The sequence below is a fragment of the Holophagales bacterium genome, assembly GCA_016699405.1.
GTDB lineage: Bacteria > Acidobacteriota > Thermoanaerobaculia > Multivoradales > JAGPDF01 > JAAYLR01.
The window spans coordinates 4,459,967-4,483,338 of record CP064972.1; the positions used below are offsets into that span (position 1 = coordinate 4,459,967).

Consider the following 23,372-nt stretch of genomic DNA (forward strand, 5'->3'; position numbering starts at 1 on the left):
CCGTCCAAGTGCGATTCTCGACCCAGCAATCGCCGGCCGCGCACGACCTGAGGCACTCCCCACCGAGAATGTCGAACGATCTCGACGCGCCTCTCCTCGCGGCCGCTCCACGGGCCGTCCACCGGTCATCCCCGCGCTTTGACTCGATCCACCCTCGAGGCCGCGCACCGAGCTCTCGTGGCCCTCAGCTGGGCGCTGCGCGAATGAAGCCACGAGAGGGCTGAAAGCAGCCAGCGGGGAATTCGACGGGAACACATCCCGCCCTCAGCGCGTCGGCGGCGCGGCGAAACGCCGCGACGAAGAGGCGATAGGCCGCGAGGAAAGCCAGGCGCCGCGCTCGCGTCGCCGCATGCACCCACGGTGCTGACCCGCGAGAGCTCTCGAGCGGCACCTCGTGCGGATCGTGGAGCATCACCTCGTGGGCTCCCGCTGGCCTCCCGTGACGGCTCTGTCGTGCCGCCGCAGCATCTCGCACGCGGGCCACGAGCTCCCCGACTCTCCTCTGTCGCTCTGTGGGCTCCAGATGACTCCACGCCGGCAGAGGGTCGAGGGTGACGAGCTCACGGGACTCGTCTCCCTCTCGATCGTCCCGTTCCGACCTTTCCCGGGGCGAACCCTTCGACGTCCGGTCGATCCATCGACCCACCAGAGGCTCGTCGTGGAGCATCGCTCGCACACTGGTTGCACCGGGCCAGTCCTCCGGATCGGCGAAGAGGCCCTCCTTGCAACCTTGCTGCAGCAGGTAGAAGAGCCGCTCGACCTGGGCCTCCTGCTCGTCGCTCACCACGATCGACTGATATCGGCGCCCCCAGACCTTCTCGCGCCAAGCGTGAATCCGTCCGACTTCCCGGGCCAACTTCGAATTGAGATAGCCCACGAAGCGGGCGAGTTGCTCGGCGTCACGTGCCCAGACCAGGAGGTGGTAGTGGTTGGACAGGAAGGCGAATCCGCAGATCGACATTCCGTAGAGTCGCTGCGCGCGCCCGAGGACCCCGAGGGTCATCTCCCGCAACTCCCGGGAGGGCCGAAGTAGAAGCCTGGATTGGATCGTCCGCGCGGTGACCTCGACGAGGGCACCTCCGGGCGGCACATAGCGTAGTCGTCGTCCCATGTCTCCAGAAGACGTCAACGGCCGCCGTGATCTCGCACCAGGTGGCTGGCACCTTGGAGGGTGGCACCTTGGAGGGTGGAGAGCGTGCGGCGGGCGAGCGCGGCGGTCTCCGCGTCGGGACGCCGTGCCACCATCGCCTCGAGCACCTCCTCGACCTCGCGCCGTCCGTGCCCCGTCAGCCCGAGCACCAGGGCCAACCGCGAATAGGCCTGGGTCGCCGTGGGAAACGCCGCGATCTCCCGTCGGAACGCCTGCTCCGCCTCGCCGAGGCGGTCGACTCTCCCCAACGCCTCGCCGCGCAGGAACTCCAGGTCGGCGACCGGCTCGCCCCCTTCTCCTCGCCGCCGCTCCTCCGCCGCGTCGAGGATGGCGAGCGCCTCCTCGGGCGCACCGGCACGCAGCCGCAACTCGGCACGGATCGTCGCCGCTCCCGGCCAGGCATCCGGCGTCTGCTCCGCTCGCCTCGCCGCCTGCTCCGCGCCCACCGGATCTCCCTTCGCCATCGCGATCCGCGCCAGCAGCAGCTCAGCCGCTCCCGGCTGTCCGGCGGCTCCTGCCCGCGCATGGCGCTCCGCCTCGTCGAACCGCCCGAGCTCGAGCTGCAGGCGGGCCATCGGCAGCACCAGGCCGCTCGCCAGCGCCGGCGAAAGTGCACAGGCGCGCTCGTACGCCGACAGCGCCTCGGCCGGCCGGCCGGCGCGCGCCGACACTTCGGCGAGCGCCACCTGGGCGTCGAAGAGCTCGGGGCTCTCCCGCAGCACCTCGCGCAGACCGCTCGCCGCCGCCTCGTTCTGGCCGGCCGCCGCCAGCCGCAAGGCGGAGCTCAACTGCGCGATCAGGTGGATCCGCGCGCGGGGCGCCGGCAGGTCGCCGCCGCTCGCGTGCGTCGCCGAGCCGCCGAGGTAGCCGAGCGACCGCATCGCCGCGACCTCCTCGGCGTTTCCCGTCCCGGGCGGTTCGTACGCACCCCGCTGCCGCGCCAGCGCCGCCGCGAGCTCCCGCACCCGTTCCGGTTCGGCGGCGCTCCTCTCCTCGAGCTCGCGCGGATCGGCACGCCAGTCGTAGAGCTCTCGTCCGCCCCCTTCGATGAGATGGAAGCGGGTGGCCAGGAGTCCCGTCTGCTCGCTCCATCCGAGGTGGATCCGCGGATAGTAGGTCTCGGCGTAGAGGCCACGCTCGGCGCGCCGCGTCAGCCGCTCGCCGTCGAGCAGCGAGCGCTCGCCCACCGCCGCCGGAGCCGCCACGCCGACGAGGCGCGAGAGCGTCGGCGCCACGTCGATCAGGGCCACCGGCGTGTCCACCGTCTCGCCGCCGCGCTCTCCTTGCGGCAGTTTCAGCAGGAGCGGAACGTGGAGCGCCCAGCGGTTGAGCAGGATGCCGTGCTCGGCCTCGCCGTGCTCGCCGAGCCCTTCGCCATGATCGGAGAGCAGCACGACGATCGCCCGATCGTAGATCCCGCTCGCCCGCAGCGCGCCGAGGAAGCGACCGACCACCGCATCCGCGGCGGCGATCTCGGCGTCATACGGATCGGCGAGGCGCGCGGCGAACGGCGCCGGGGCGGCGTAGGGCGTGTGCGGCTCGTAGAGGTGCAGCCAGGCGAAGAAGGGACGATCTCCCTGCCGGCCGATCCAGGCGAGCAGCCGATCCGCCGCCATCGACCCCGGGCGCTGTGCCGCACCGGCCGCCGCGGCGAGATCCGCCCGCACCCCTGGTAGCTCGTCGTCGTAGAAGTCGAACTCTCCCCCCAGCCCGCTCGCACCGCGCAGCACGTAGGCGGAGACCGCCGCACCGCGCGCGTAGCCGGCTGGACGGAGCCAGCTCGCCAGCGTCGGGTGACTCGCTCCGTCGTAGGCATAGCCGAGGTTGTCGCGCACGCCGTGCTCGACCGGCGTCAGGCCGCTGAGAATCGAAAGATGCGCCGGCAAGGTCAGCGGACAGGGTGAGAAGGCGTTGGCGAAGCGAATCGACTCGCGTGCCAGCACGTCGATCGCCGGCGTCTCTCCCCGGGTGTAGCCCCAGGCCGGAAGATGGTCGGCGCGCAGCGTGTCGATCGACACCAGGACGATCGGTGCTCGGCGGTAGGTCGGCTCGTTCGCCGGCCGCGAGCCCGGCGCGCAGGCGAGGTGAGCGAGCAAGGCCCCGAACAGCGCGAGCGCGGGCCAGCCGAGGGCACGGCCGGTGGATCTCGAGTCGTTTCGCTTCACGCCGTACCTCCTCGTCGAACGACGCTCGAACGAAGAAGACCCCACCCGCCGTCCCGAACCGGACGGCGGATGGGGGCGAAGGAGGTGGAGCCGGAGCGCCGGCTCCTCCCGGGAGGACGAGTCACCTGGGCGTCAGAAGCGGATGCCGAGCGACGCCTGGAAGGTGCGGGCCTGCTGATACGTGTCGTTCGTCGCCGTACCGAAGGTCGCGGCCGGAATGTAGCCGGTCGGCAGTCCGTCGGCGTCGAGCGGGCTCGTCGGATCCGCGCGAACGGTCGTCGCGAAGGTGACGAGGTTCTGCTCGTTGGTCAGGTTGCGGACCTCGAGCTTCAGCCACGGCTCGACCGTCTTCCAGATCGGCAGAGCGTAGTTGAGCGACAGGTCGAGGGCCTGGATGGTGTCGAACTCTCCGGCTCCGCGCTCGCCGAAGAAGAGGTTCTGGCTGCACGGCACGCCGTTGGGCGAGGCCGGGCAGACCGCATAGCCGGCGGCCGACCAGCGGGCCAGCTCCTGCGAGGAGAACGGCCGGTTGTTCGCCACGTAGCTGAAAGTCAGCGGCGAGTCGTAGCGGTAGAGCAACCCGAGGTCGAGCGCACCGAAGTGGCCGAAGTCGAGGCGGTAGGTGGTCCAGAGCCGGATCTTGTCGGCCTCGAAGTCGTTGAGGCGACCGTCCGGGTTCACCCGCGCGAGCGAGTAGAGCTCGGGGTAGTTGCCGATCAGCGAGCTGGTCCCCGGAGTGTTGGCGCCTTCACCCTCGAAGGTGCCGTCGTTCTTGAACTGGTGGGTCCAGTGACCCTCGACCCGCCAGGCGTCGGTGATCGGATATCCGCCCTGCAGCTGCACGGCCTGGTACTCGCGCTTCGGCAGGTTGCTGTTGCGCAGCACCGTGTTGTCGACTTCGCCGAAGCTCTCGCCCTGGTAGACGATCTCGGTCTTGCCCGTCGTCGTGTCGATGAAGTTCTCGACGAAGTCCTTGACCTTGCGCGCGGTGTAGACCGCCTTCAGATAGCCGCCGCGCGGCAGGCCCACACCCGCCGAGAGAGTGAACTCTTGCGTCGTCGGCGACTTGAGGTTGTCGGCGACGAAGACGTTCGAGGTCGGGAAGTTGGCTCCGACGATCTGCCAGTTGGTCTGATCGTAGGCCGGGGCGAAGTCGACGCCCTGGCCGCTCGGGCCGAGGTAGGCGTAGTAGACCAGCGCCGGATTGCCCACCGGCGAGTTCTGGCTGAACTGCCCGTCGGAGTAACGACCGGCGTACTCGGCGTAGGTGACGTCGAACTTGTACTTGCCGTCCCCCTTCAGGTCGAAGGAGGCTCCGAGGCGCGGCACGATGGTGTCGGTGTCGACCATCTGGATGCCGCCGGTCGCTTCGCTGCGCACCTTCTCGTAGCGCGCACCGAGGTTGAACGACCAGTGACTGCTGAGGCTCCAGCGGTCGTTGACGTAGAACGAATCGGTCGTGATGTCGATCTTGGCGCCACGGGTCGGGATCCAGTTGAGGATCAGGTTCTCGCCGGTGTTCCAGATCGGGATGTAGCGCCCCTGGCTGTCGAGCGTCGGCGTTCCCGGCGCCCCGACGTAGTCGGCGTAGAAGACGTAGCCGGTGGCGGTCTGCGAGTTGCCGCCGACGTTCGTCGAGGTGAAGCGCTCGAAGCCGGCCTTGAGGTCGTGGCTGCCGAGGCTCTCCGACGCCTTGAAGTAGGAGAGCGCGCCGGCGAGCTGCTGGTTGTCGCGATCCTCCGGATCGGTGGCGTCGAAGTAGACGGCGTTGTAGTGGTTGCCGTCCAGGGTGAAGAACGGCGAGTCCTTCGGGATCGTCAGCGTGCCTTCCGGCAGGCTGCGGCGGAAGCCGAACTTGCGCTTCGAATACTGCACCTCGCCGAAGAGGCTCGGGCTGAGCACGCCGTTGTAGCGCAGCGCGATCAGGTCGTTCGGCAGCTCGCGGTCCTCGATCGCCCGCGGGTCGATGGTGAAACCGAACGAGCGGCGGCCGAACTGCGAGGTGGTGTTCTCGATGTAGCTCGCGGTCAACGAGTGGTTGGCGGCGATCGCACCGGTGAGCTTGGCCTCGTAGCGCCGGTCCTCCTGGGTGACGACGTAGGGCGAGCCGATCCGGTTGAAGGTGCCCTGCGTCGAGGTATCGGCGCTGCGCCCGGCGACGAAGAACCAGAGCCGGTCCTTCACCACCGGTCCGCCGAGGACCGCCGAGTAGACCTTGTCCTGCTTGTCCGCGCGCGTGATGCCACGGTCCTTCTCGAAGGTGCTCTCGGTCGTCCAGGCCGGGTTGGTGAGGTCGGTGCGCACCGCGCCGGTGAAGATGTTGCCGCCGCTCTTGGTGATCGCGTTGACCACGCCGCCCGAGAAGCGCCCGAACTCGGCCGAGATCCCCGAGGTCATCACCTGGGTCTCCTCGATCGCGTCCTCGATGAACAGGTTGTTCGGGCTGCCGAACTGGTTGTCGTTGACGTCGACGCCGTTGATCAGGAACAGGTTGTCGTAGGCGAAGCCGCCGGAGATCGTCACCTGGTCGGCGTTGGGGGTGTTGTCGGTGAGGCCGGGAGAAAGCTCGGCGATTCCCGCCACCGTCCGTGCGGTGGCCAACTGGTTGATCGTCTCCGCCCGGTAGTTGGCACCGACGGTCACCGTCTCGAGCACCGACGGCGTCTCGCCGGTGACGACGATCGTCTCCTGCGCCGCCGCCACCTCCATCGTCGCGTCCGCCCGCGCGGTGCCGCCGAGCGGCAGATTCGCCGTGCGCTCGACGGCGCTCATCCCGTCCAGCCGGAAGGCGACCTTGTACTCGCCCGGCGGCAGGCCGCGGATGACGAAATCGCCGTTGATCGCCGTCGACGCCGTGCGCTCGCCGATCAGCGCCTCGGAGGTGACCGTCACCGTCACACCGGGCAGGGGCGAGCCGTCGTTGCTCTGCACCGTGCCGATGAGGATGCCGGTCTGGGAGCCCTGCGCCCAGGCCTGCCCCGCGCTCAGGGCGAGGACGAGGGCCAGACTCAGGATCGAGAGGATGCTGCGTCTCATTGCTGCCTCCTTCCATCGCTCGTCTCGGGGCGGCGTCCGGCTCGTCCCCGAATCGTTGTCGACCGTCGCGGCTCCTGGCGATCCCGGACGACCGCCGCCGCGTTCTGCGCTGCGGAGCGCGTCGCCGACCCCGGGTCGAACGAGCGCCGCTTCGACGGCCGTGATCGGCTGGTGTCGCCGCAGCACCGGTCCTCAACGCAATGGCTCTGCCCGCGAGACCCGTCACCGGGCCTTTCAGGGACGACCCGGAAGCGTTGCGGGACGAGCGGTCGGAGCGCCGTGGCGAATCGCGGTGCGAGCCGGTCGCCTGCGCTCGTCTCGCCGCTCGCCTCGGCCCGTCCGGGTCCAAGCATTTGAAGAAGAGCGCCGCGGCGAGAACGAGCCCCTCGCGACTCGTCCCGCGACAGCGACGAGTCGCCCCGCGATCACGACGACTGGTCAGAATCGGCGATCGATCCGTCGCCGTGGAGCAACGATTCAGCGGGGTGGAGCCGTTCAGCCGGCGTCGTCGGAAGCGATCCCGACGGCGGCCTCGAAGCGCTCGCGATAGGTTCGGCTCAAGGTCAGCCGCTCGCCGCTGTCGAGCACCACCGCGAAATCGCCGCCGGCGAGGCGGTGCAGCTCACGGACGCGGTCGAGCTGGACGATCACCGAACGATGGATGCGCAGGAAACGGCGCGGGTCGAGCTGCTCTTCGAGCGCCGAGAGGGTCTGGCGGAGCAGCAGGCGGCGCTCGCCGAGATGCAGGCGCACGTAGTTTCCGGCGGCCTCGAACCAGTTGACCTCGTCGGCGTGAACGAAGTCGATCCGTCCGCCGTCGCGCACCAGGAGACGATCGAGCGTCCGCGGCGGGCTCGCCAGCTCGGCGAGCAGCGAGCGCAGGCGCCGGTCGAGGTCGTCTGCGCTGTCGCGCCGCTCGCCCGCCCGCTCCTCTTCGGCCGCCCGCTCGCGGGCTCGCGCCACGGCCTCGTGCAGGCTCGACGATTCGACCGGCTTGAGCAGGAAGTCGAGCGCGTGGACGCGAAAGGCGCGGATCGCATACTGATCGTGCGCGGTGACGAAGACCACCTGCGGCCGCCGCTCGCGCGGCAGCCGCTCGAGCAGCTCGAAGCCGTCCTCGCCCGGCATCTGGACGTCGAGCAGCAGAAGGTCGACCGGCCCCGAGGCGAGCGCCGCCTCGGCTTCGGCGGCCGAGGCGCACTCGCCGACCACCTCGACACCGGCCTCGGAGGCGAGCAGGCGGCGCAGGCGATGTCGCGCCAGCGGCTCGTCGTCGACGACCAGGACTCTCAGGCGCGATTCCATGAGACCTCCGCAGGGCAGGGTGGCGCCGGTCGCGTCTCGCGCCGGCGAAGCGGCAGCTCGAGTCGCACGCGGTAGCGTTCGGGAGAGCTTTCGACGACGCAGCGCGCGGCATCGCCGTAGAGCTCGGCGAGTCGGCTGCGCGTGTTCGCCAGGCCGAGGCCGGAGCTCGGGCGCGCGGAGCCGCCGCCGGACGGCCCGGCGCCTTCGTCGGGTCCGTCGTTCTCGACCGAGAGCTCGAGGCCCGCCCCCGCCCGGCGCGCGGCGATCCGCAGATGGCCGAGCCGCGAGCGCCGCGCCAGCCCGTGCCGCATCGCGTTCTCCACCAGCGGCTGCAGGACGAGGCCCGGGACGGCGGCGTCGGCGAGGCCCGACTCGCTGTCGAAGACGATCACCAGCCGGTCGCCGAAGCGCACCCGCTCGATGTCGAGGTAGCGCTCGACGAGCGCCAGCTCCTCGCCGAGCGAGGTTTCCGGATCGCTCGCCGTGGCGAGCGCCGCGCGCAGGAGGCCGGCGAGGCGCTGCACCATCGTCCCGGCCGCGGCGACGTCGAGCCGCAGTAGCTCGGCGATCGAATTCAGGGTGTTGAAGAGGAAGTGCGGGTGCAGTTGCATGCGCAGCGCGGCGAGGCGCGCCTCGGCGAGCTGCTCGGCGAGGCGCGAGGTCTGGACCTCTCGCCGCGCCAGCTCGCGCCGCCGCTCCATGCGCAGGTGCGCCACCAGCACGAACAGGTAGGTGAGCACGTCGAAGTGGAAGTCGGCACGCAGCTCGGCGCCCCACGATGCCGCGGAGAAGAAGTCGGTGGCGCCCTCGCCGGCAGCGGCGGCGCGCAGGCTGGCCAGAGCGAGCATCGCCGCGGCGTGGACCAGCGCGAAGACCACCGCCGCCCCGACGTGAGCGAGCCAGCGGGCGGGGCGCACCGGCCTGCCGAGGGGCAACGCACGCCCGAGGCGCACCACGACGAGCGCCAGCATTCCCCAGATGGCCCAGTACGGCACGCAGAGCGCCAGGGCCTCGCTCCAGGCCACCGGCGTCGCGTCGACCGCCCCGGCGGTCACCAGCCGGCTGGCGAAGAAGACGCCGAGGCCGAGCCAGACCAGGGCCCACCGCGCCGCCTCCGCCCAGGTGGGAGGGCTCATGCGACCCGCTCCCGCCGGGTCCAGACCCGCACCCCCGTCGCGGCGAGGTCGGGCGCCGCGGGCTCGACCTCCGGGCCCGCATCCCCGGGCAGCGACAGGCGCACGGACGAAGCTCCCCCCGTCGCCGCAGTCGATTCGACGAGCTCGACCGCAGCGGCCGGATCGCTGGCGCGCAGCCGGGCGCGCGCCGCGACGAGCGCCTCGGCGAGCGCCGGTCCGGCCGAGAGGGCTCCTCCGCTCGCCCGCAGCTGCAACTCGATCTCCAGGCGCCCCCCCAACGGCTGCGCGGTCAGATGCAGGGCCAGCCCGGCGACCTCGCGCGCATCGCGCACCGCGGCCTCGGCGAGCGGCTGGAGCAACAGCCCGGGCACCAGGGAGAGCGTCGAGCGGGGGTCCACCGCCGAGACGAGGGGCAGCGGGGCGCCGAGTCGCGTGCGCTCGATCTCGAGATAGCGCTCGAGCAGCGCGATCTCCTCGCGCAGCGGCACGCTCGTCTCGTCGCCGAGGTCGAGGACGCTGCGCAGGTACGCGGCGAGTCGCAGGACCAGCCGCTCGGCCGCTTCGACGTCATCGTGCATCTGCACGCCGACCGCTTCCAACGTGTCGAACACCAGCGGCGGTCGGACCTGCAGACGCAGCGCCGCGAGCCTCGCCTCGGCCAGCTGTTCGGCGAGGCGTGCGGCCGCGAGCGCCCGGTCGTCGGCCCGCCGCGCGAAATCGATCGCCTCCCAGGAGAGCAGGATCAGCCCGTAGATCGCCACGTCGGTGTGGAAGTGCCAGCGGAAGGCCCGCTCGAGGTTGCCGGAGAAGTCGAACGGCCGCCCGTCGGCGAGCAGGGCGTTGGCGAGCCAGAGGGGCAGGAGCAGCACGAGCAGGTGAATCGCCGCCATCGCCAGCCCGATCGGCAGATGACGGAGCAGGCGCCCGGGCCAGCCCGGACCCGAGAGCGGCCAGCGTCGGGCGAGACGCACCGCTGCCAGGCTGAAGACCCCCCAGAGGAGATAGAACGAGAGCTGGAAGACCGCCGCATTGACCCAGACCCACCGCGTGTTGGCCGGATTCCAGCTCCAGGTCGGGGCGATCCAGGCCGCTCGCACGGTGAAGAACAGGCCGAGCCCCAGCCAGACGGCGAACCAGGCGAGCAGGCGGCGTTTCGATCCCATGACGAGCTCTTCCCCTCCTGTACGTACCGGAGGCTAATTCGATCTGCCCCACCCTGGGGGCAGGAGGGGACGAACCGCGCGTCCGGCGGGACGAGCCGTGCCCGCGCGGGGTGAACCGGCCCGACCATGCCGGCTCCCGCGCTCAGGGAGCTCCGGGCAGCGTGTAGTCGAGCGCATAGCGATGGACCCCGCCCTCGATCTCGATGGTGAGCGTGCCGCCGATCCCGGCGAGCTCGCCCGTGCCGGAGTCGGGGACGATCGACACCTCGAGCGATCGGCCGTCCTTCGTCATCAGCCCACGGTGGTGCAGGACGAACGAGCCACGCCGGCCGGCGAGCACGCCGTTCACCCGCTCGATCGCCACGTAGACCGCCGAGGTCTCGACCGTCGTCTGCGCCGTGAGCATCTGCCCGAGACCCGTGCCCTCGAGGTCGCCGTGGAACTGCTTGTCGATCGACATCCGCCCGAGGCGGTCGTCACTCGCCGGCCCGTCGAGGGAGAGCGGACGGATCTTGACGTCGAAGGTTCCGGTGGCGTGCATGGTCTGGGCTCCTGTGGCGGCAGCAGCGCTTTCGGCGCCTGCCGGGAAAGCGGTCGGAATCGGCGTGGCCAAGGCGATCAGGGCGACGAGGATCGCCGGGCGGCGACGGAACGACAGGGTGTTCCAGGGCATCGAGATTCTCCTCCATTCGGCTTCGAGCGCGGAGCGAATGCTAGCCTTCGCCCCGCGAGACCGATTGAACGAACGCGACATGCTCCGGCCGAAGCTCGACCCGCCGCGCGGCGTGCTGCACGCCCGTGCCCAGCCGTTCTCCCCCGGCTACGGCCGATACTGGCCCTGCGACGAGCTCGCCCCGTTCGTCGAGCACTTCTGGACCGTCGCCTGGGACGAGCCGACGCCGGTGACGCGCGAGGTTCTGCCGCACCCTTCGGTTCACCTGGTGATCGAAGCCGGAGCCTCCGCCGTCGCCGGTGTGCCGGCCGGCCGCTTCAGCCGCCGGCTGGAGGGCCAGGGGCGCGTGCTCGGCACGAAGTTCCGTCCGGGCGGCTTTCGCCCGTTCGTCGCTCGGCCGATCTCGACGCTCACCGCCCGGACCGTGCCCCTCGTCGAGCTGTTCGGGCCGTCCGCCGAAAGCCTCGAGGCGGAGGTGCTGGCGCTCGCCGACCCGGCTGCGGGGTTTGCCCTCGTCCAGTCGTTTCTCCTCGACCTCCGACCGCACCGCGATCCGCAGGCCGAGCTCGCCGCGCGCATCGCCGAACGCGCCGCGACCGACCGCGACATCGTGCGCGCCGACGAGCTCGCCCGCGCGTTCTCGCTCTCCCTGCGCGCGCTCCAGCGCCTCTTTGCCGACTACGTCGGCGTGCCGCCCAAGTGGGTGATCCAGCGCTACCGCCTGCACGAAGCCGCCGAACGCATCGCCGCCGGTGGACTCGGCGACGGAGCGACCCTCGCTCACGACCTCGGCTTCGCCGACCAGGCCCACTTCATCCGCGCCTTCAAGCGCGTCGTCGGCCACGCACCCGGCGAGTACGCCGAGCGGCTCGCCGCATCGACCGATCGCGCTGGCTAGCCGGCGAGAAACGCGGCGAACGTCGCGGCGTTGGCGGGGAATCCGCCGACGGAGTCGGTTCCGGCAACGTTCCAGCTCGTCAGGTGGGCGAGCAGGTTGACCTGCCGGGCGTCGAGGTGGAGCTGGTCGATGGTGAAGTAGTTCGGGAACATCTCGTAGTTCCACGGCTCGACGTCCATCCAGGCGCGCACGGTGTCGTGCAGGCGACCGCGCCACCACGAGACCGGGTGCAGGTAGACCCAGAGCAGGTCGACCGTGCCGGCGGACACGCCGTAGTGCGGGTTGGCGGCGACGGGGACGTTCGACTGCACGGCCAACGCCGTCGCGCCGGCGCGAGCGCGCGTCCAGAGCTGCTGTCGCAGGTCGTCGAAGGTCGCGCGGTCGAAGACCTGATTGAACCGGAAGGGGGAGCTCGGCGAGATCCGCACGTAGCGCGCCTGCGTCGCGCTCCACTCGAGGCCGAAGAGCGGCGGCAGATCGGAGTCGACGACGACCTCCGAGCCCGGCCCGGCGACCGAGAGCTGCGTCTCGGTGTTGACGAAGGCGACGATCTTCTTCAGTCCCCGGCGCAGCAGCGGCATGATCCCCTGGTTCTCCAGGTTGCCGCCGTCGCCCATCAGATACGGGCGCGCCGCGTTGCGCGGCAGCTCGGCGGCGTGGGCCACCGGCCAGTAGGTCAACTGCGGCACCATGTCGTCGAGAAAGTGGATCCCGCTCTGGTGGGCCAGATCGAGCACGGCGTAGACGAAGGCGACGCTCGACAGTCCGGCGAGATCCGAGAGCCGGAAGCGCGAGGCCGGCGCCGGCACACGGAAGCGCCGGTCGGCGGTCACCTTCTGCGGCGCGACACTGCCCAGTGCGAACGGGTCGATCCAGCCGCCGCCCAGGTCCGCGCTGCCCGGCGCCCCCGGCGAGGGAGGGCCCGCGTGCGAAAACGTGGGCGGGATACCGGCCACCATCGGCGTCGTCTCGAGCTCATGTCCGACCTCCCACGATGCGGCGGCAACACCGAAGCGTCCCGAGGAGCCGAGGCTCGCCGACGGCGACGGCGGGTAGAACAGCGTCGAATTGGTGATCAGGTAGGGGCGGCCGGGGCGCGTCGTCACGAAGTCGCTGGCCCCGAGCTTCGGGTTGTGCGCCAGGATCACCTTCTCGAGCCACCAGGGCGTCCAGGTGAAGTAGCGCGGCGGGTCGTCGCCGAGCCCGAACGGGGCGAGGACCAGCTCGCCGATCGCCCGTGGCCAGAGCTCCGAGACCGGTACGCCGGCGTGATACAGCTCGACCGCCATGGCGAGCATCTCCTCGAGGCCGAGACGGGTCGCCGCCGACCCGATGGCTTGGGCGTCGAGGAGGCCGAGGTCGTCGACCGGACCTCCGCCGTCCCATCGCAGCCGCGCAGGATCGAGCTCGAGCGGCCCGAGAAGCGTCGCGTCGGGGAGGGTGAGCGGCGACCAGTTGAAGAGCGTCCCCGCCCACGTTCCGCCAGAGACCGTCGACATCCACCCGAGCTGGTCGAGCAGACCGAGCGACGAGAGTGCACGCAACTCGCCCATCGCCGCCGAAAGCGAACGCGACCCGCCTCCCGAGATGCACACCCCCGCCCAGGGCGGACCGAACCCTTCGGGAGCAGCGACTCTCTCGGGGAAAAGGTCCTTGCCGTCCGGCAACGGATAGAGCGACGCATCGAGCTGCGCCGGCCATCCTTCGGGTCTCGGAGTCATCGTCTCCCTCCTCGCGTCGAGTCGCGGGCCGCGGCGCGATGCCGAGCCGAGCGCGACCCGCCTAGACAAGAGAGACGAACGACCGGCGCGTTCCGGTCGCCGCGAGCTCACCGCAGCCGCTGCGCGGGCGGGCGAATCCACACCGCCGCGCTCGGTGATCCGCCGCCGAATCGTCATCCGGGACGCCTTGACTCCGCCAGATCCCGCCCCTAAGCTGGCGACCATCTCTTGACGCAGTGAGGTCGGGCCATGGGGACGGATCGCTTCGGGACCGAGGCTGAGGCCGGCGACGGCGAGCGAGAACCGCTCGGCGAACGCGGCGACGCCATGCCACGTCCGGCAACACGTTGGGCGATCGAGCGGCTGTTCGCGCGCTCGGTGCCGGCGCTCATGCGCTGGGCTCATTCCCGACTTCCGCGGCACGCGCGGCGGCGGCTCGACACGGCCGATCTGGTCCAGGAGGCCTGCGCCGGCGCTCTACGCCAGCTCACCGACCTCGACCAGCGCGACCCGGCGCAGGTCGACCTCTACCTGCGCCAGTCGATCCGCAACCGCATTCGTGACGAGATCCGCCGGGCGCGCCTCGGCGAAGTCGCCTCGAGCGAAGGGCTCGCCCCGATCGACCCGCGCCCCTCGCCGCTCAACGAGGCGCTCGAGTCGGACGAGCGACGCCGTTTCCGTCGTGCGCTCCTCCGGCTCGACCCGGACGACCAGCAGCTCGTCGTCGGCCGCCTCGAGCTCGAGCTCGACTACGAACAGCTCGCCCGCGCCACCGGCCGGCCGACCTCCGAGGCCGCCCGCTGCGCCGCCCGGCGCGCCATGCTGCGCCTCGCTCGGAAAGTCGGCGAGCTCGACCGCCAGGAACGGGCGGGCTGAACCCTCGCGCCGCGACCTTCTTGCAGCCGCACGACGAAAGGACGATCGAGAGAAAAAAAGCGGCGACGTCGGGCTCGGTAGCCCATCGCCGCCGGAGGAGGGTCGCCGCCGGGACCGCGGGTGCGGTGCCGATCGACTGGGCAAAGCGTACGGGCACCGTCTCCGCTCGCCTATGGCGCGAGTCGCAGCCGCGTTGTGGGCTTCGTCGCAACCCATTCGGCCCGGAGCGACCGTCCTTCCCGCGAGTCGCTGTCGTCGAGCGGGTGCCGACACCCGCGACGGCAGGAGGGAACGACGGAGGCTCAGCGACCGCCAGAGACGGAAGAACCCTTCTTGCCCCCTGCCGTATCCCCTGACAGATGGTCGAGCGTCGAATCCAGCCACCGCACACCCGGCCGCGACGGTACCTCCGCCTGCTCTTCCTCTCGGCGGCAACCGGAGCGCTGGTGGGACTCCTCATGTGGCTGGGCGAGCCCCGGTCGTCGCTGCGCATCGGAATGGCACTCGCGGCCTACGTCGGCTGTTGGATCTTCGTCGTTTCCGACCTTCTGCTGACCGCCGCAGGGCGGCCCATCGCCCGCCTCGAGCGCACGCCGCGGGCAATCGCACTGTTCGCCCTGTTCTTCGCCGCCGGGGCGCTCGGCTGGCAACTCGCCGCGCTGACCGTGCCCTGGCTCACCGGAGGACACTGGCGGATCGCCAGATTCGACTGGCGCATCGTGATCGCCCTCGGCGGCGGTCTCGGCGCGCTGTTCGGCGTGCTCCTCTACCTGATGGAGCGTCTGCGCGACAGACTCGCCGACAGCATCGTGCAGCTCAAAGAACAAGAGCACGCCGCGCGCGAGCTCGCCACGGCACGCGAGATCCAGCAGCGCCTGCTCCCTCCCGAGCAGCTCGGCGGCGACGGCTGGGACCTCGCGGCGCGCAACCTCCCGGCCCTGGTGGTCGCCGGGGACTTCTTCGACCTCTTCCCACTTGCCGACGGATCGCTGGTGCTCGCCGTCGGCGACGTCGCCGGCAAGGGAATGGGGGCAAGCCTGGTGATGGCGTCGGTCAAGGGAATGCTGCCGTTCGTCGCCGCGGGCCGGCCGCCGCACGAAGCGCTCGTCGATCTCAACCGGCGCCTGGTCGATCGGCTGCTCGAAAGGCAGTTCGTCGCGCTCTGCCTGATCTGCTATCGGCCGGCGACCGGGGAATTCGAGCTGGCCAACGCCGGCTTGCCCGACCCCTACGTGCTGAGCCCTGGCGACCGACCGCGTGCACTGACCGTCGACGGCCCGCGTCTGCCGCTCGGACTTCGCGGCGAGGTCGCCTATCGACCGCTCGCCGACCGGCTCGACCACGGCGAGCGGTTGCTGGTCTTTTCCGACGGTCTGCCGGAGGCGATCACCGCGGCCCGCGAGCCACTCGGCTATGCCGCGCTCGAGGAGCTGATGCTGGCGCTGCCGCCGACACCGCAGGCGGCCGTCGCCGCGCTCTTCGACCGAGTCGAGGCCGTGAGCCCGCCGCCACGCGAGGACGACTGGACGGCTCTCCTGCTCGAACGCTCGCGCTGATCACCGCGATACCGCGTCGGCTCATCCGCCCCGGCCTGACTCGCCAGCCGACCGCCCCGGCGGGAAGATCACCCTGGCAACGTGGTGGGGCGGCTCCGCTCGCGCCACGATGCCCAGACGGGCCCGGTCAGGAACACCGCTGCCGAACCCAGGAAGAAGCCCGGAACGAAGATCGCCGCAAGGCTCAACAGGCTCGTCGGCGAGTGTCGATGGGCGATCGCCACCGTCGCCGCGACGAGGCAGAGGAGCCAGTAGATTCCCATCGGCAGGCTCCACGCTCCGAGCGCCGCGAGTCCCGACGAGTGCACATAGCGGAGATCCACTTCGGCGGCGGCGATTCCCACGGCCGCGGCAACGACGACGAAAGCGGCCATCGCACCGATCCACGAGAGCAGCCAGATGACGACGAGTTGCGCCATGTCGCGCCTCCCTTCCTACCCATCCGGTCGGTCTGCCACGATGCCGCGCTCGCATCGACGCGGTCCGCGGGCTACCGGCTCGGCCAGCTCTTCGTCACGGTAGCACGCCCCGCCCGAGAACATCCGGCGCTCAGGGAGCCAGGAGCTACGTTCCGGCCCGCACCGCCCGCGCCTGCTCGACCTCGGTGAAGAGCCCCTTGAAGAGCGCGCCCGAAAGGTAGCGCTCACCGGTGTCGGGCAGCACGACGACGATCGTCTTGCCGACGAATGCGGGCTCGAGGGCGAGGCGCAGCGCCGCAGGAGATGCCGACCAGGATCCCCTCCTTGGCCAAGCGCTGCGCCACGGCGAGCCCGACTCCATCGAGAGCGCGATCAGCTCGACGGGCAGCGCGCCGGGGTCCCACTCGAGGCCGAGCCGGGTCGTCGAGTCGCCCGTGAGGTCCGGATTGGCCAGAACCGCGCCATTCGTCGTATTGATCGAGTAGATCTTCCAGTTTCCCAGAGCCGACTGGCCGGAGAAGAAGTAGCGGTCCCCAGACGCGTCGAGCGTGTCACCGCCCGACGTCGTCGAGAGCGCCGCAGCGGCGATCGGCGAGCCGAGGAGGGTCACCCCTCCGGTCGCCGGGTTGATCGCCGCCAACTGCCGGTCGCCGGCGCCGACGCTGGCGAGGGCGTAGAGCACTCCTTCTCCATCGTCGTACTGCAGGCCGTTGATCGCGGTCGAGCCGCCAGTCGCCGGATCGAGCTGGTAGAGGCGCCAGGTGGTGCCGCTGTCGTTCGAGCCGACGAAGAAGTAGCGGTTGCCGACGGTGTCGAGCGTGCTCACGCCGCTCGCCGCAAGCAGCGAGGCATCGCCGTTGATCGGGCTGCCGGGCAGCGTCACCGCACCGTTGGTCGCGTTCACCGTTCCCACCTCGCGGTCCTCGGTGGGGACGAGCGCGAAGGGGACGAGGTTCTGCCCCCACGCCGCGAACGACCCGGCAGAGGCACCTCCATCGCTTCCAGCCGCTGCATCGCGAGCCCCGCCGCTCCCCCCGCAAGCTCGTGGCCTCGGCGTTGGTCGGCTCCACGAACTTCTGCGACGTCTTCACCCTCCCCGACAGCGCCCTCGGCACGGATCACCCGTCACGCGGCGAACCCGAAAGGGCCCGCAAGCTCGAGTGCCTTCGGCGACCCGCCGAGAAACGGAAAAGGGGCCGGAACACCCCGCGGCGTCCCGGACCCCAGGCGGGAGGACCGCGTCCTCAGTTCGGCATCAGCACACGGTCGATGACGTGGATGACGCCGTTCGAGGCTGCAATGTCGGTCTTCACCACGTTGACGCCGTTGACCTGGACGCCCCCTGCGGTGGTGATCTTGAGCATGCCGCCCTCGACCGTCTTGGCCTCGGAGAGTTTCACCACGTCGGCCGCCATCACTCTTCCTGCGACCACGTGATAGGTGAGGATCTTGCCGAGCTTGGCCTTGTCCTCGAGCAACGCGTCGAGTGTGCCGGCCGGCAGCTTGGCGAACGCCTCGTCGGTGGGCGCGAAGACGGTGAACGGGCCCTTGCCCTTGAGCGTCTCGACCAGCCCGGCGGCCTGAAGAGCGGTCGCCAGCGTCTTGAAGCTGCCGGCGGCGACGGCGGTGTCGACGATGTCGGCCGTCGGCTTGGCGTAATTGCCGGCCTGGGCGACGCCGGCGGTGACGAGAGCGAGCGCGAAAGCGAGAGCGAGCTTGATTCGCATGGGAGTTGTCCTCGGAGTTGTCGGGAGTCGCGACAGGCGATCCCGCCTTCCTCACTCCCTACGCGGGCACCCGCGATCCAGACGAGCGGTGCGCGCATTTCGTCGCGCCACCTGCCCGTGCCAGTCGACGCCGGAGACGACCACACCCTCACCGCAGGTGCTCGGGCCCTCGGCGCCAGCCGGCCCATCCGGGGCACACGGGGCTGCGGCGGGGACCGGTCCGCCGCAGCCGCAGGGCTCGCTCAGAACGTGTAAGCGAGTCCCAGTTCGACCAACAGCGGATCGACCTGGAGCGAACCTGCGTCCGTGTCCTGCGACAGGTCGAGGTAGCGCAGGCCGCCGTGGAATCCCCAGGGGCCGCTGCCGAACGGCACGTCGAGCCCAAGCTGGGCGCCCCACAGGAAGCGACGGTCGAAGGAGGCCACGAAGCGGTGCTCGTTGACCCAGTAGTTGGGATCCGCGAAGCCGCCATAGCCCACGAACGGGCCGAGGTACAGATCGACTCCGCCGCAGCCGAGGAAGTGGAAGTTCGGCCCGACGGTCAGGGCCTGGAACGTCACATCGTGATTGCTGTGGCCGCTGGTCCGGCCGTCGTCGAGCCTGTACTCGGAGGTGCCACGGCCGACCATCACCGCGCCCTCGAGACCGAACACCGGACCCAGGCGCCGCTCGAGCGAGACTCCCAGGCCGTAGCCCTTGTCGACCTCGAAGCTCTCGCGCGCCGGTCCGGTCCACGGCAGGAGGATGTCCCGCCGCCGCTCGTCGCCCATCGGGAAGTACCCGAACAGGAACGGGCGCACGGTCCAACCGTCGACGCAACGGTCGGCGACCACCGGATCCGGCTCGATGGCGACCGGCGGTACGCCGACGACGGCGGGACCGCAACGACCGACGACCACGCTCTTCTCGCACGGGACGGACGCGCCCGCAGGCGAGATCGTCCGCGCCGCCGCCTCGCCCAGGTAGGCGAGGTTGCCGCAGACTCTCGGCATCAGGAAGCGGTAGACGCGCGCCATGCGTGCCGGCACCGGCCCGCCCGCTGCCCGCACGGTGAAGATGGCCTCGAGATCGCTAGTTCCCGGATCGGGGACGGTCCAGGTGCCCCCCGGCCCGCTGATCGCGGCGGCCGGCTGGCCGCCGATGGCCAGGGTCACCCGCGCGCCCGGGCTCGAGCCACGGGTGTCGATGCTGAACTCCCGGCGGTCGTCCGCGCAGCCGCGGACCGCCGAGATGACGCAGGTGGCCGCCTGAGCGACGGGCACCGCATCGGGTACTTCCACCGTGATCTCGAACGCCTCGTAGTTGCGCTCGAGGCGCAGGCAGGCCGGCGCGATCGCTTCGAAGCGACCCGGCTCGGGCTGATACGCCATCCAGACGACGGCTTCGTCGCGCTGCATCTGGCGCTCGCGGACGCTCGAGCCATCGCGGATGGCGGCGATCAGCGCGTCGGCCACCGCGGGGCTGAGGCTCGCGTCCCGGGCGATCACGGCACGGATGCTCGTTTCGAGCTCGGGCAGCCGCTGGCGCAGGCTCGCCACGTCGACCAGCGTCTGGCGGAGGACGGCGTGCGGTCCGGCCAGATTCCGAACCCAGTGTCCACGGCAGAGGTCCACCTCGGCCGCGGCGGCCGGCGACACCGAGAGAAGGGTGCTGGCGGCCAGGAGGAGTGTGCTGCTGCATGCGGCTCTCACCAAGGAGTGGATCGAGCCCGGTCGAATCCGAGTCATAGGTTCCGCCCTTTCTTGAACGTGGGACGAACCTAACCGTCGGCACGGCGGTCGGAGAAGGGCACTTTCTACCCGGGAGCGAGCTCTCGCTCTAGGTAGAAAACCACCCGGCGGAGCCGTTGCGCTGTCCCCGCCCGTCGGGGTGGTGCGCGCGGACGGCTCAGGGCTACAATTCGCCCCATGACGAAACGACGAATCGAGATCGGCCCCTTCTCGCCGCTCGGACGGACGGTCGACGTCGCTCAGGCGCTCGCCCATCCGTCGCGGCTGCGGCTGCTCGCTCTCCTCGAGGCGGGCGAGCTCTGCGTCTGCCAGACGGTGGCGATCCTCGAGCAGGCGGCCTCGACGATCTCGGCGCACCTCTCGGAGCTCAAGCGCGCCGGACTCGTCCAGGAGCGCCGCGAAGGCAAGCTGGTCTTCCACCGCTGGAGCGACGACAAGGTCACGCGCGCCCTGCTCGCCGACATCGTGGCCCGTTGCGCCGCCGATCCGGTGGTCGTCGAGGACCGGCGAATCGCCGCGCGGCTGCGCCGGGTCGATGTCGCCGTGCTCTGCGCGGCCTCGCTCGACCTCGCGGCGGTCGGCATCCGGGTCGGGAAGTCGAAGTCGACCCCGGCCCTCGTCCCGGCGCGAGCCTGAACCGGACCGACGCGATGGACTGGAAACGCGAAGGGAAGTGGCTCGCCGGAATCGCCGGTGCCTTCCTCCTCCTCTACTTCCTGCCGGTCGGCACGACGCGCTTCGACGGCGCCCTGCTCGAGTCGTTCCACCTCGCCAAGTGGTACGCCCGCGAACACGTGCTGCTCTGCCTGGTCCCGGCCTTCTTCATCGCCGGAGCGATCGGCGTCTTCGTCAGCCAGGCCACGGTGATGAAGTACCTCGGCGCCGATGCCTCGCGCCCCATGGCCTACGGCGTCGCCGCGATCTCGGGCACGGTGCTCGCGGTCTGCTCCTGCACCGTGCTGCCGCTCTTCGGCGGCATCTACAAACGCGGCGCCGGCCTCGGACCCGCCTCGGCGTTCCTCTACTCCGGTCCGGCGATCAACGCGCTGGCGATCATCCTCACCGCCCGCGTGCTCGGTTTCGAGATCGGCGTCGCCCGCGCCGTCGGCGCGGTCGTCTTCAGTGTGCTCGTCGGCCTCGCCATGGCCTGGATCTTCCGCCACGAGGAGCGCGAGCGGGTCGCGAACCAGGCGAAGCTCCCGCCCATCGAGGCCCACCTCACGCTGTCGCGCCAGGCCATCTTCTTCGCCTCGCTCGTCGGCATCCTGGCCTTCGCCAACTGGGCACCGGACGAGCGCGGCGTGTGGGCGCAGATCTTCGCCGTCAAGTGGGCGCTCACCGCGGCCTTCGCGCTGGGACTGCTGGTCCTCCTCGTGCGCTGGTTCGACCTCGCCCCCTGGAAGGCCGGGGCGATCGGCACGGCCACCGCGCTTGCCGGATTCCTGGCTCCGACCCACCCGGCGGTCGCGTTCGCCACCGGGTTCGGCGCCCTCGCCATCGCCATCGCCGGCGACGAGGGCCCGCTCGGGGAGTGGCTCTCGACCTCCTGGGAGTTCGCCAAGCAGATCCTGCCGCTGCTCGTCGGCGGCGTCCTGGTTGCCGGGCTCCTGCTCGGCCGGCCGGGACACGAGGGGCTGATCCCGTCGGTCTGGGTCGCCGGTGCGGTGGGGGGCAACTCGCTCGGCGCGAACTTCTTCGCCGCGCTCGCCGGAGCGTTCATGTACTTCGCCACCCTCACCGAGATCCCGATCCTCCAGGGACTGCTCGGAAGTGGCATGGGCCAGGGACCGGCGCTCGCCCTGCTGCTCGCCGGCCCGGCGCTCTCGCTGCCGGCGATGCTGGTGCTGCGCAGCCTCATCGGCTGGAAGAAGACCACCGTCTACGTGACGCTGGTGGTGGTGATGGCGACGGTGACCGGAGTGATCTACGGCGGCTTCGCCCCGTGAGGATGCGGATCCTGCTCCTGACCCCGCGGGAGAATCGAATGGAGAGGGAACGATGAAGACCAAGCTGCAGATCCTGGGCACCGGTTGCCCGAAGTGCAAACTGCTCACCGAGCACACCGAGGCCGCGGCGCGCGAGCTCGGCCTCGACTACGAGCTCGAGAAGGTCACCGACATCAGCCGCATCCTCGAGTTCGGAGTCGTCGCGACGCCGGCCCTGGTGGTCGACGGCGAGATCAAGGTCTTCGGCCAGGTGCCGACCACCGCGCGCCTCAAGGAGATGCTGGCCGCCCCGGGAGCCGTGCGGTCATGAACCGCGGACTGCTCTTCCTCTGCGTCGCCAACTCGGCGCGCAGCCAGATGGCCGAAGGGATCGCGAGGCAGCTCGCCGGCGACCGGCTGCGGGTCCAGAGCGCGGGCTCCGCGCCGTCGCGGGTGAACCCTCTCGCGGCCACAGCGCTCGCCGAGATCGGCATCGACAGCTCGACCCAGCGCTCGAAGTCGGTCGAGGAGATCGACCCGGCCACCGTCGACACGGTGATCACCCTCTGCGCCGAGGAGGTCTGCCCGGTCTTCCTGGGCGCCGCGCGGCGCCTGCACTGGCCGCTGCCCGATCCCGCGGGCCACGCCGAGCCGGAGACCGCCAGCCTCGAGCGCTTCCGGGCGGTCCGCGACGAGCTGCGCTCGCGCATCGCCCGGTTCCTTGGCGAGGAAGGCGTGATCGCCGAGCCGGGTGGCGGCAAGGAGGCGCGCTGATGGCGACAACGACGAGCAAACGGCTGAACCTCTTCGAGCGCTATCTCACCGTCTGGGTGGCGCTCTGCATGGCCGCGGGGCTCGCGCTCGGCAAGCTGCTGCCGGGCTTCACCGACGCGGTGCGACGGCTCGAGCTCGGAACGGGATCCCAGATCAACGTCGCCATCGCCGTGCTGATCTGGCTGATGGTCTACCCGATGATGCTGAAGATCGATCTCGGCAGCATCGTCGCGGTACGCGAGCGGCCGCGCGGCATCCTCGTCACCCTCGTCGTCAACTGGCTGGTCAAGCCGTTCTCGATGGCGGCGATCGGCTATCTCTTCTTCCGCGTCCTCTTCCAGCCCTGGATCGGCGAAGAGCTAGCCAACCAGTACCTCGCCGGCTCGATCATCCTTGCCGCCGCGCCCTGCACGGCGATGGTCTTCGTCTGGTCGTACCTGACCGACGGCGACCCGGCCTACACCCTCGTCCAGGTCTCGCTCAACGACCTGATCATGCTGGTGCTCTTCGCGCCGATCGTCGGCTTCCTGGTCACCGGCGCGAGCACTCTGACCGTTCCCTTCCGCGTGCTGCTGCTCTCGGTCGTCGTCTTCATCGTCATTCCGCTCGCGCTCGGCGCCCTGAGCCGGATCGCGCTCCTGCGGCTCAAGGGGAAGGAGTGGTTCGAGGGGCGCTTCCTGCCGGCGTTCCATCCGGTCACCGTCGTCGCCCTGCTCGCCACCCTGGTGATGATCTTCGCCTTCCAGGCCGACAACCTCACCGGCCGCTTCTTCCACGTCGTGCTCATCGCGATCCCGCTGCTGATCCAGGTCTACTTCAACTCGGGGCTGACCTACGGCCTGATGAAGTGGCTCAAGGTTCCGCACGACATCGCGGCGCCGGGGGCGCTCATCGGCGCCAGCAACTTCTTCGAGCTCGCCGTCGCCACGGCGATCGCCCTCTTCGGCCCGGCGTCCGGCGCCGCGCTCGCCACCGTCGTCGGCGTGCTGGTCGAGGTCCCGGTGATGCTCTCGGTCTGCTCGTTCTGCAACCGCACGCGGCACTGGTTCCCGGCACCCGACGCCGGCAGCGCTGCCTGAGCCGCGCTGTCCGCCCTCCGGGCACCGGTCGAGGCAGCG

Annotated in this window: 19 protein-coding genes and 1 pseudogene; 8 read left to right on the top strand and 12 right to left on the bottom strand. The window is 70.6% G+C overall.

Translation table 11 applies throughout. The features are described from left to right. Positions 1-184 precede the first annotated feature (184 nt). From IPJ17_18395 to IPJ17_18425, 7 genes are all read right to left on the bottom strand, one after another. On the bottom strand, positions 185-1,003 hold the full coding sequence (locus IPJ17_18395) for a transposase (GenBank protein ID QQR73429.1): 819 nt from the start codon (positions 1,001-1,003) through the stop codon (positions 185-187). Positions 1,004-1,125: 122 nt separating this feature from the next. Beyond that, complete coding sequence (locus IPJ17_18400) at positions 1,126-3,315, bottom strand: sulfatase-like hydrolase/transferase (GenBank protein ID QQR73430.1); 2,190 nt, start codon at positions 3,313-3,315, stop codon at positions 1,126-1,128. Between the two features lie 132 nt (positions 3,316-3,447). After that, on the bottom strand, positions 3,448-6,351 hold the full coding sequence (locus IPJ17_18405) for a TonB-dependent receptor (protein ID QQR73431.1): 2,904 nt from the start codon (positions 6,349-6,351) through the stop codon (positions 3,448-3,450). 495 nt (positions 6,352-6,846) lie between these two features. Then, on the bottom strand, positions 6,847-7,656 hold the full coding sequence (locus IPJ17_18410; GenBank protein QQR73432.1) for a response regulator transcription factor: 810 nt from the start codon (positions 7,654-7,656) through the stop codon (positions 6,847-6,849). After that, positions 7,641-8,792, bottom strand: a complete 1,152-nt coding sequence (locus IPJ17_18415; protein ID QQR73433.1) for a histidine kinase — start codon at positions 8,790-8,792, stop codon at positions 7,641-7,643. Before IPJ17_18415 ends, IPJ17_18410 begins: the two co-directional genes overlap by 16 nt. Next, positions 8,789-9,955: a histidine kinase gene (locus tag IPJ17_18420; GenBank protein ID QQR73434.1), complete on the bottom strand. Its 1,167-nt coding sequence runs from the start codon at positions 9,953-9,955 to the stop codon at positions 8,789-8,791. Before IPJ17_18420 ends, IPJ17_18415 begins: the two co-directional genes overlap by 4 nt. 142 nt (positions 9,956-10,097) lie before the next feature. Then, positions 10,098-10,496 carry a DUF3224 domain-containing protein gene (locus IPJ17_18425; protein QQR76220.1) on the bottom strand — a complete coding sequence of 133 codons (399 nt, stop codon included), beginning with the start codon at positions 10,494-10,496 and terminating at the stop codon, positions 10,098-10,100. Positions 10,497-10,692: 196 nt separating this feature from the next. Here IPJ17_18425 and IPJ17_18430 point away from each other — a divergent pair, with 196 nt between their 5' ends. After that, positions 10,693-11,526 carry a helix-turn-helix transcriptional regulator gene (locus IPJ17_18430; protein QQR73435.1) on the top strand — a complete coding sequence of 278 codons (834 nt, stop codon included), beginning with the start codon at positions 10,693-10,695 and terminating at the stop codon, positions 11,524-11,526. On the opposite strand, the gene IPJ17_18435 is transcribed toward IPJ17_18430, so the two are convergent. Further along, positions 11,523-13,247 carry a hypothetical protein gene (locus IPJ17_18435; protein ID QQR73436.1) on the bottom strand — a complete coding sequence of 575 codons (1,725 nt, stop codon included), beginning with the start codon at positions 13,245-13,247 and terminating at the stop codon, positions 11,523-11,525. The genes IPJ17_18430 and IPJ17_18435 overlap by 4 nt on opposite strands. 249 nt (positions 13,248-13,496) lie before the next feature. On the opposite strand from IPJ17_18435, the gene IPJ17_18440 reads away from it, so the two are divergent. Next, positions 13,497-14,123: a sigma-70 family RNA polymerase sigma factor gene (locus IPJ17_18440; protein ID QQR73437.1), complete on the top strand. Its 627-nt coding sequence runs from the start codon at positions 13,497-13,499 to the stop codon at positions 14,121-14,123. Between the two features lie 359 nt (positions 14,124-14,482). Continuing rightward, entirely contained in the window at positions 14,483-15,679 is a 1,197-nt protein-coding gene (locus IPJ17_18445; GenBank protein ID QQR73438.1) for a serine/threonine-protein phosphatase, read from the top strand. 68 nt (positions 15,680-15,747) lie between these two features. On the opposite strand, the gene IPJ17_18450 is transcribed toward IPJ17_18445, so the two are convergent. The 4 genes and pseudogenes from IPJ17_18450 to IPJ17_18465 form a co-directional block, all read right to left on the bottom strand. Continuing rightward, positions 15,748-16,098, bottom strand: coding sequence for a hypothetical protein (locus IPJ17_18450; protein QQR73439.1), 351 nt, complete (start codon positions 16,096-16,098; stop codon positions 15,748-15,750). Positions 16,099-16,243: 145 nt separating this feature from the next. Next, positions 16,244-16,448 (bottom strand): annotated as a pseudogene (locus IPJ17_18455) (cysteine synthase A). An 894-nt stretch (positions 16,449-17,342) separates the two neighbouring features. Continuing rightward, entirely contained in the window at positions 17,343-17,825 is a 483-nt protein-coding gene (locus IPJ17_18460) for a fasciclin domain-containing protein (protein ID QQR73440.1), read from the bottom strand. 242 nt (positions 17,826-18,067) lie between these two features. Further along, positions 18,068-19,552 carry a hypothetical protein gene (locus IPJ17_18465; GenBank protein QQR73441.1) on the bottom strand — a complete coding sequence of 495 codons (1,485 nt, stop codon included), beginning with the start codon at positions 19,550-19,552 and terminating at the stop codon, positions 18,068-18,070. A 180-nt stretch (positions 19,553-19,732) separates the two neighbouring features. Here IPJ17_18465 and IPJ17_18470 point away from each other — a divergent pair, with 180 nt between their 5' ends. The 5 genes from IPJ17_18470 to arsB are packed head-to-tail and all read left to right on the top strand — an operon-like array spanning position 19,733 to position 23,333. Then, positions 19,733-20,191 carry a helix-turn-helix transcriptional regulator gene (locus IPJ17_18470; GenBank protein QQR73442.1) on the top strand — a complete coding sequence of 153 codons (459 nt, stop codon included), beginning with the start codon at positions 19,733-19,735 and terminating at the stop codon, positions 20,189-20,191. Between the two features lie 14 nt (positions 20,192-20,205). Next, positions 20,206-21,501, top strand: coding sequence for a permease (locus IPJ17_18475; GenBank protein QQR73443.1), 1,296 nt, complete (start codon positions 20,206-20,208; stop codon positions 21,499-21,501). A 52-nt stretch (positions 21,502-21,553) separates the two neighbouring features. After that, positions 21,554-21,811: a TM0996/MTH895 family glutaredoxin-like protein gene (locus IPJ17_18480; GenBank protein QQR73444.1), complete on the top strand. Its 258-nt coding sequence runs from the start codon at positions 21,554-21,556 to the stop codon at positions 21,809-21,811. Then, complete coding sequence (locus IPJ17_18485) at positions 21,808-22,254, top strand: arsenate reductase ArsC (protein QQR73445.1); 447 nt, start codon at positions 21,808-21,810, stop codon at positions 22,252-22,254. Before IPJ17_18480 ends, IPJ17_18485 begins: the two co-directional genes overlap by 4 nt. After that, the gene (arsB, locus tag IPJ17_18490; GenBank protein QQR73446.1) at positions 22,254-23,333 is read left to right on the top strand and encodes an ACR3 family arsenite efflux transporter; all 1,080 of its coding nucleotides are present in this window, start codon (positions 22,254-22,256) and stop codon (positions 23,331-23,333) included. Before IPJ17_18485 ends, arsB begins: the two co-directional genes overlap by 1 nt. Positions 23,334-23,372 lie beyond the last annotated feature (39 nt).

What these genes read in the sequence shown, in the direction of transcription:
- IPJ17_18460 (QQR73440.1), bottom strand. Translation starts at nt 17,825, where the DNA reads ATGCGAATCAAGCTCGCTCTCGCTTTCGCGCTCGCTCTCGTCACCGCC.
- arsB (QQR73446.1), top strand. Translation starts at nt 22,254, where the DNA reads ATGGCGACAACGACGAGCAAACGGCTGAACCTCTTCGAGCGCTATCTC.
- IPJ17_18415 (QQR73433.1), bottom strand. Translation starts at nt 8,792, where the DNA reads ATGAGCCCTCCCACCTGGGCGGAGGCGGCGCGGTGGGCCCTGGTCTGG.
- IPJ17_18485 (QQR73445.1), top strand. Translation starts at nt 21,808, where the DNA reads ATGAACCGCGGACTGCTCTTCCTCTGCGTCGCCAACTCGGCGCGCAGC.
- IPJ17_18420 (QQR73434.1), bottom strand. Translation starts at nt 9,955, where the DNA reads ATGGGATCGAAACGCCGCCTGCTCGCCTGGTTCGCCGTCTGGCTGGGG.
- IPJ17_18470 (QQR73442.1), top strand. Translation starts at nt 19,733, where the DNA reads ATGACGAAACGACGAATCGAGATCGGCCCCTTCTCGCCGCTCGGACGG.
- IPJ17_18395 (QQR73429.1), bottom strand. Translation starts at nt 1,003, where the DNA reads ATGACCCTCGGGGTCCTCGGGCGCGCGCAGCGACTCTACGGAATGTCG.
- IPJ17_18425 (QQR76220.1), bottom strand. Translation starts at nt 10,496, where the DNA reads ATGCACGCCACCGGAACCTTCGACGTCAAGATCCGTCCGCTCTCCCTC.
- IPJ17_18435 (QQR73436.1), bottom strand. Translation starts at nt 13,247, where the DNA reads ATGACTCCGAGACCCGAAGGATGGCCGGCGCAGCTCGATGCGTCGCTC.
- IPJ17_18465 (QQR73441.1), bottom strand. Translation starts at nt 19,552, where the DNA reads ATGACTCGGATTCGACCGGGCTCGATCCACTCCTTGGTGAGAGCCGCA.
- IPJ17_18440 (QQR73437.1), top strand. Translation starts at nt 13,497, where the DNA reads ATGGGGACGGATCGCTTCGGGACCGAGGCTGAGGCCGGCGACGGCGAG.
- IPJ17_18410 (QQR73432.1), bottom strand. Translation starts at nt 7,656, where the DNA reads ATGGAATCGCGCCTGAGAGTCCTGGTCGTCGACGACGAGCCGCTGGCG.
- IPJ17_18405 (QQR73431.1), bottom strand. Translation starts at nt 6,351, where the DNA reads ATGAGACGCAGCATCCTCTCGATCCTGAGTCTGGCCCTCGTCCTCGCC.
- IPJ17_18445 (QQR73438.1), top strand. Translation starts at nt 14,483, where the DNA reads ATGGTCGAGCGTCGAATCCAGCCACCGCACACCCGGCCGCGACGGTAC.
- IPJ17_18480 (QQR73444.1), top strand. Translation starts at nt 21,554, where the DNA reads ATGAAGACCAAGCTGCAGATCCTGGGCACCGGTTGCCCGAAGTGCAAA.
- IPJ17_18450 (QQR73439.1), bottom strand. Translation starts at nt 16,098, where the DNA reads ATGGCGCAACTCGTCGTCATCTGGCTGCTCTCGTGGATCGGTGCGATG.
- IPJ17_18475 (QQR73443.1), top strand. Translation starts at nt 20,206, where the DNA reads ATGGACTGGAAACGCGAAGGGAAGTGGCTCGCCGGAATCGCCGGTGCC.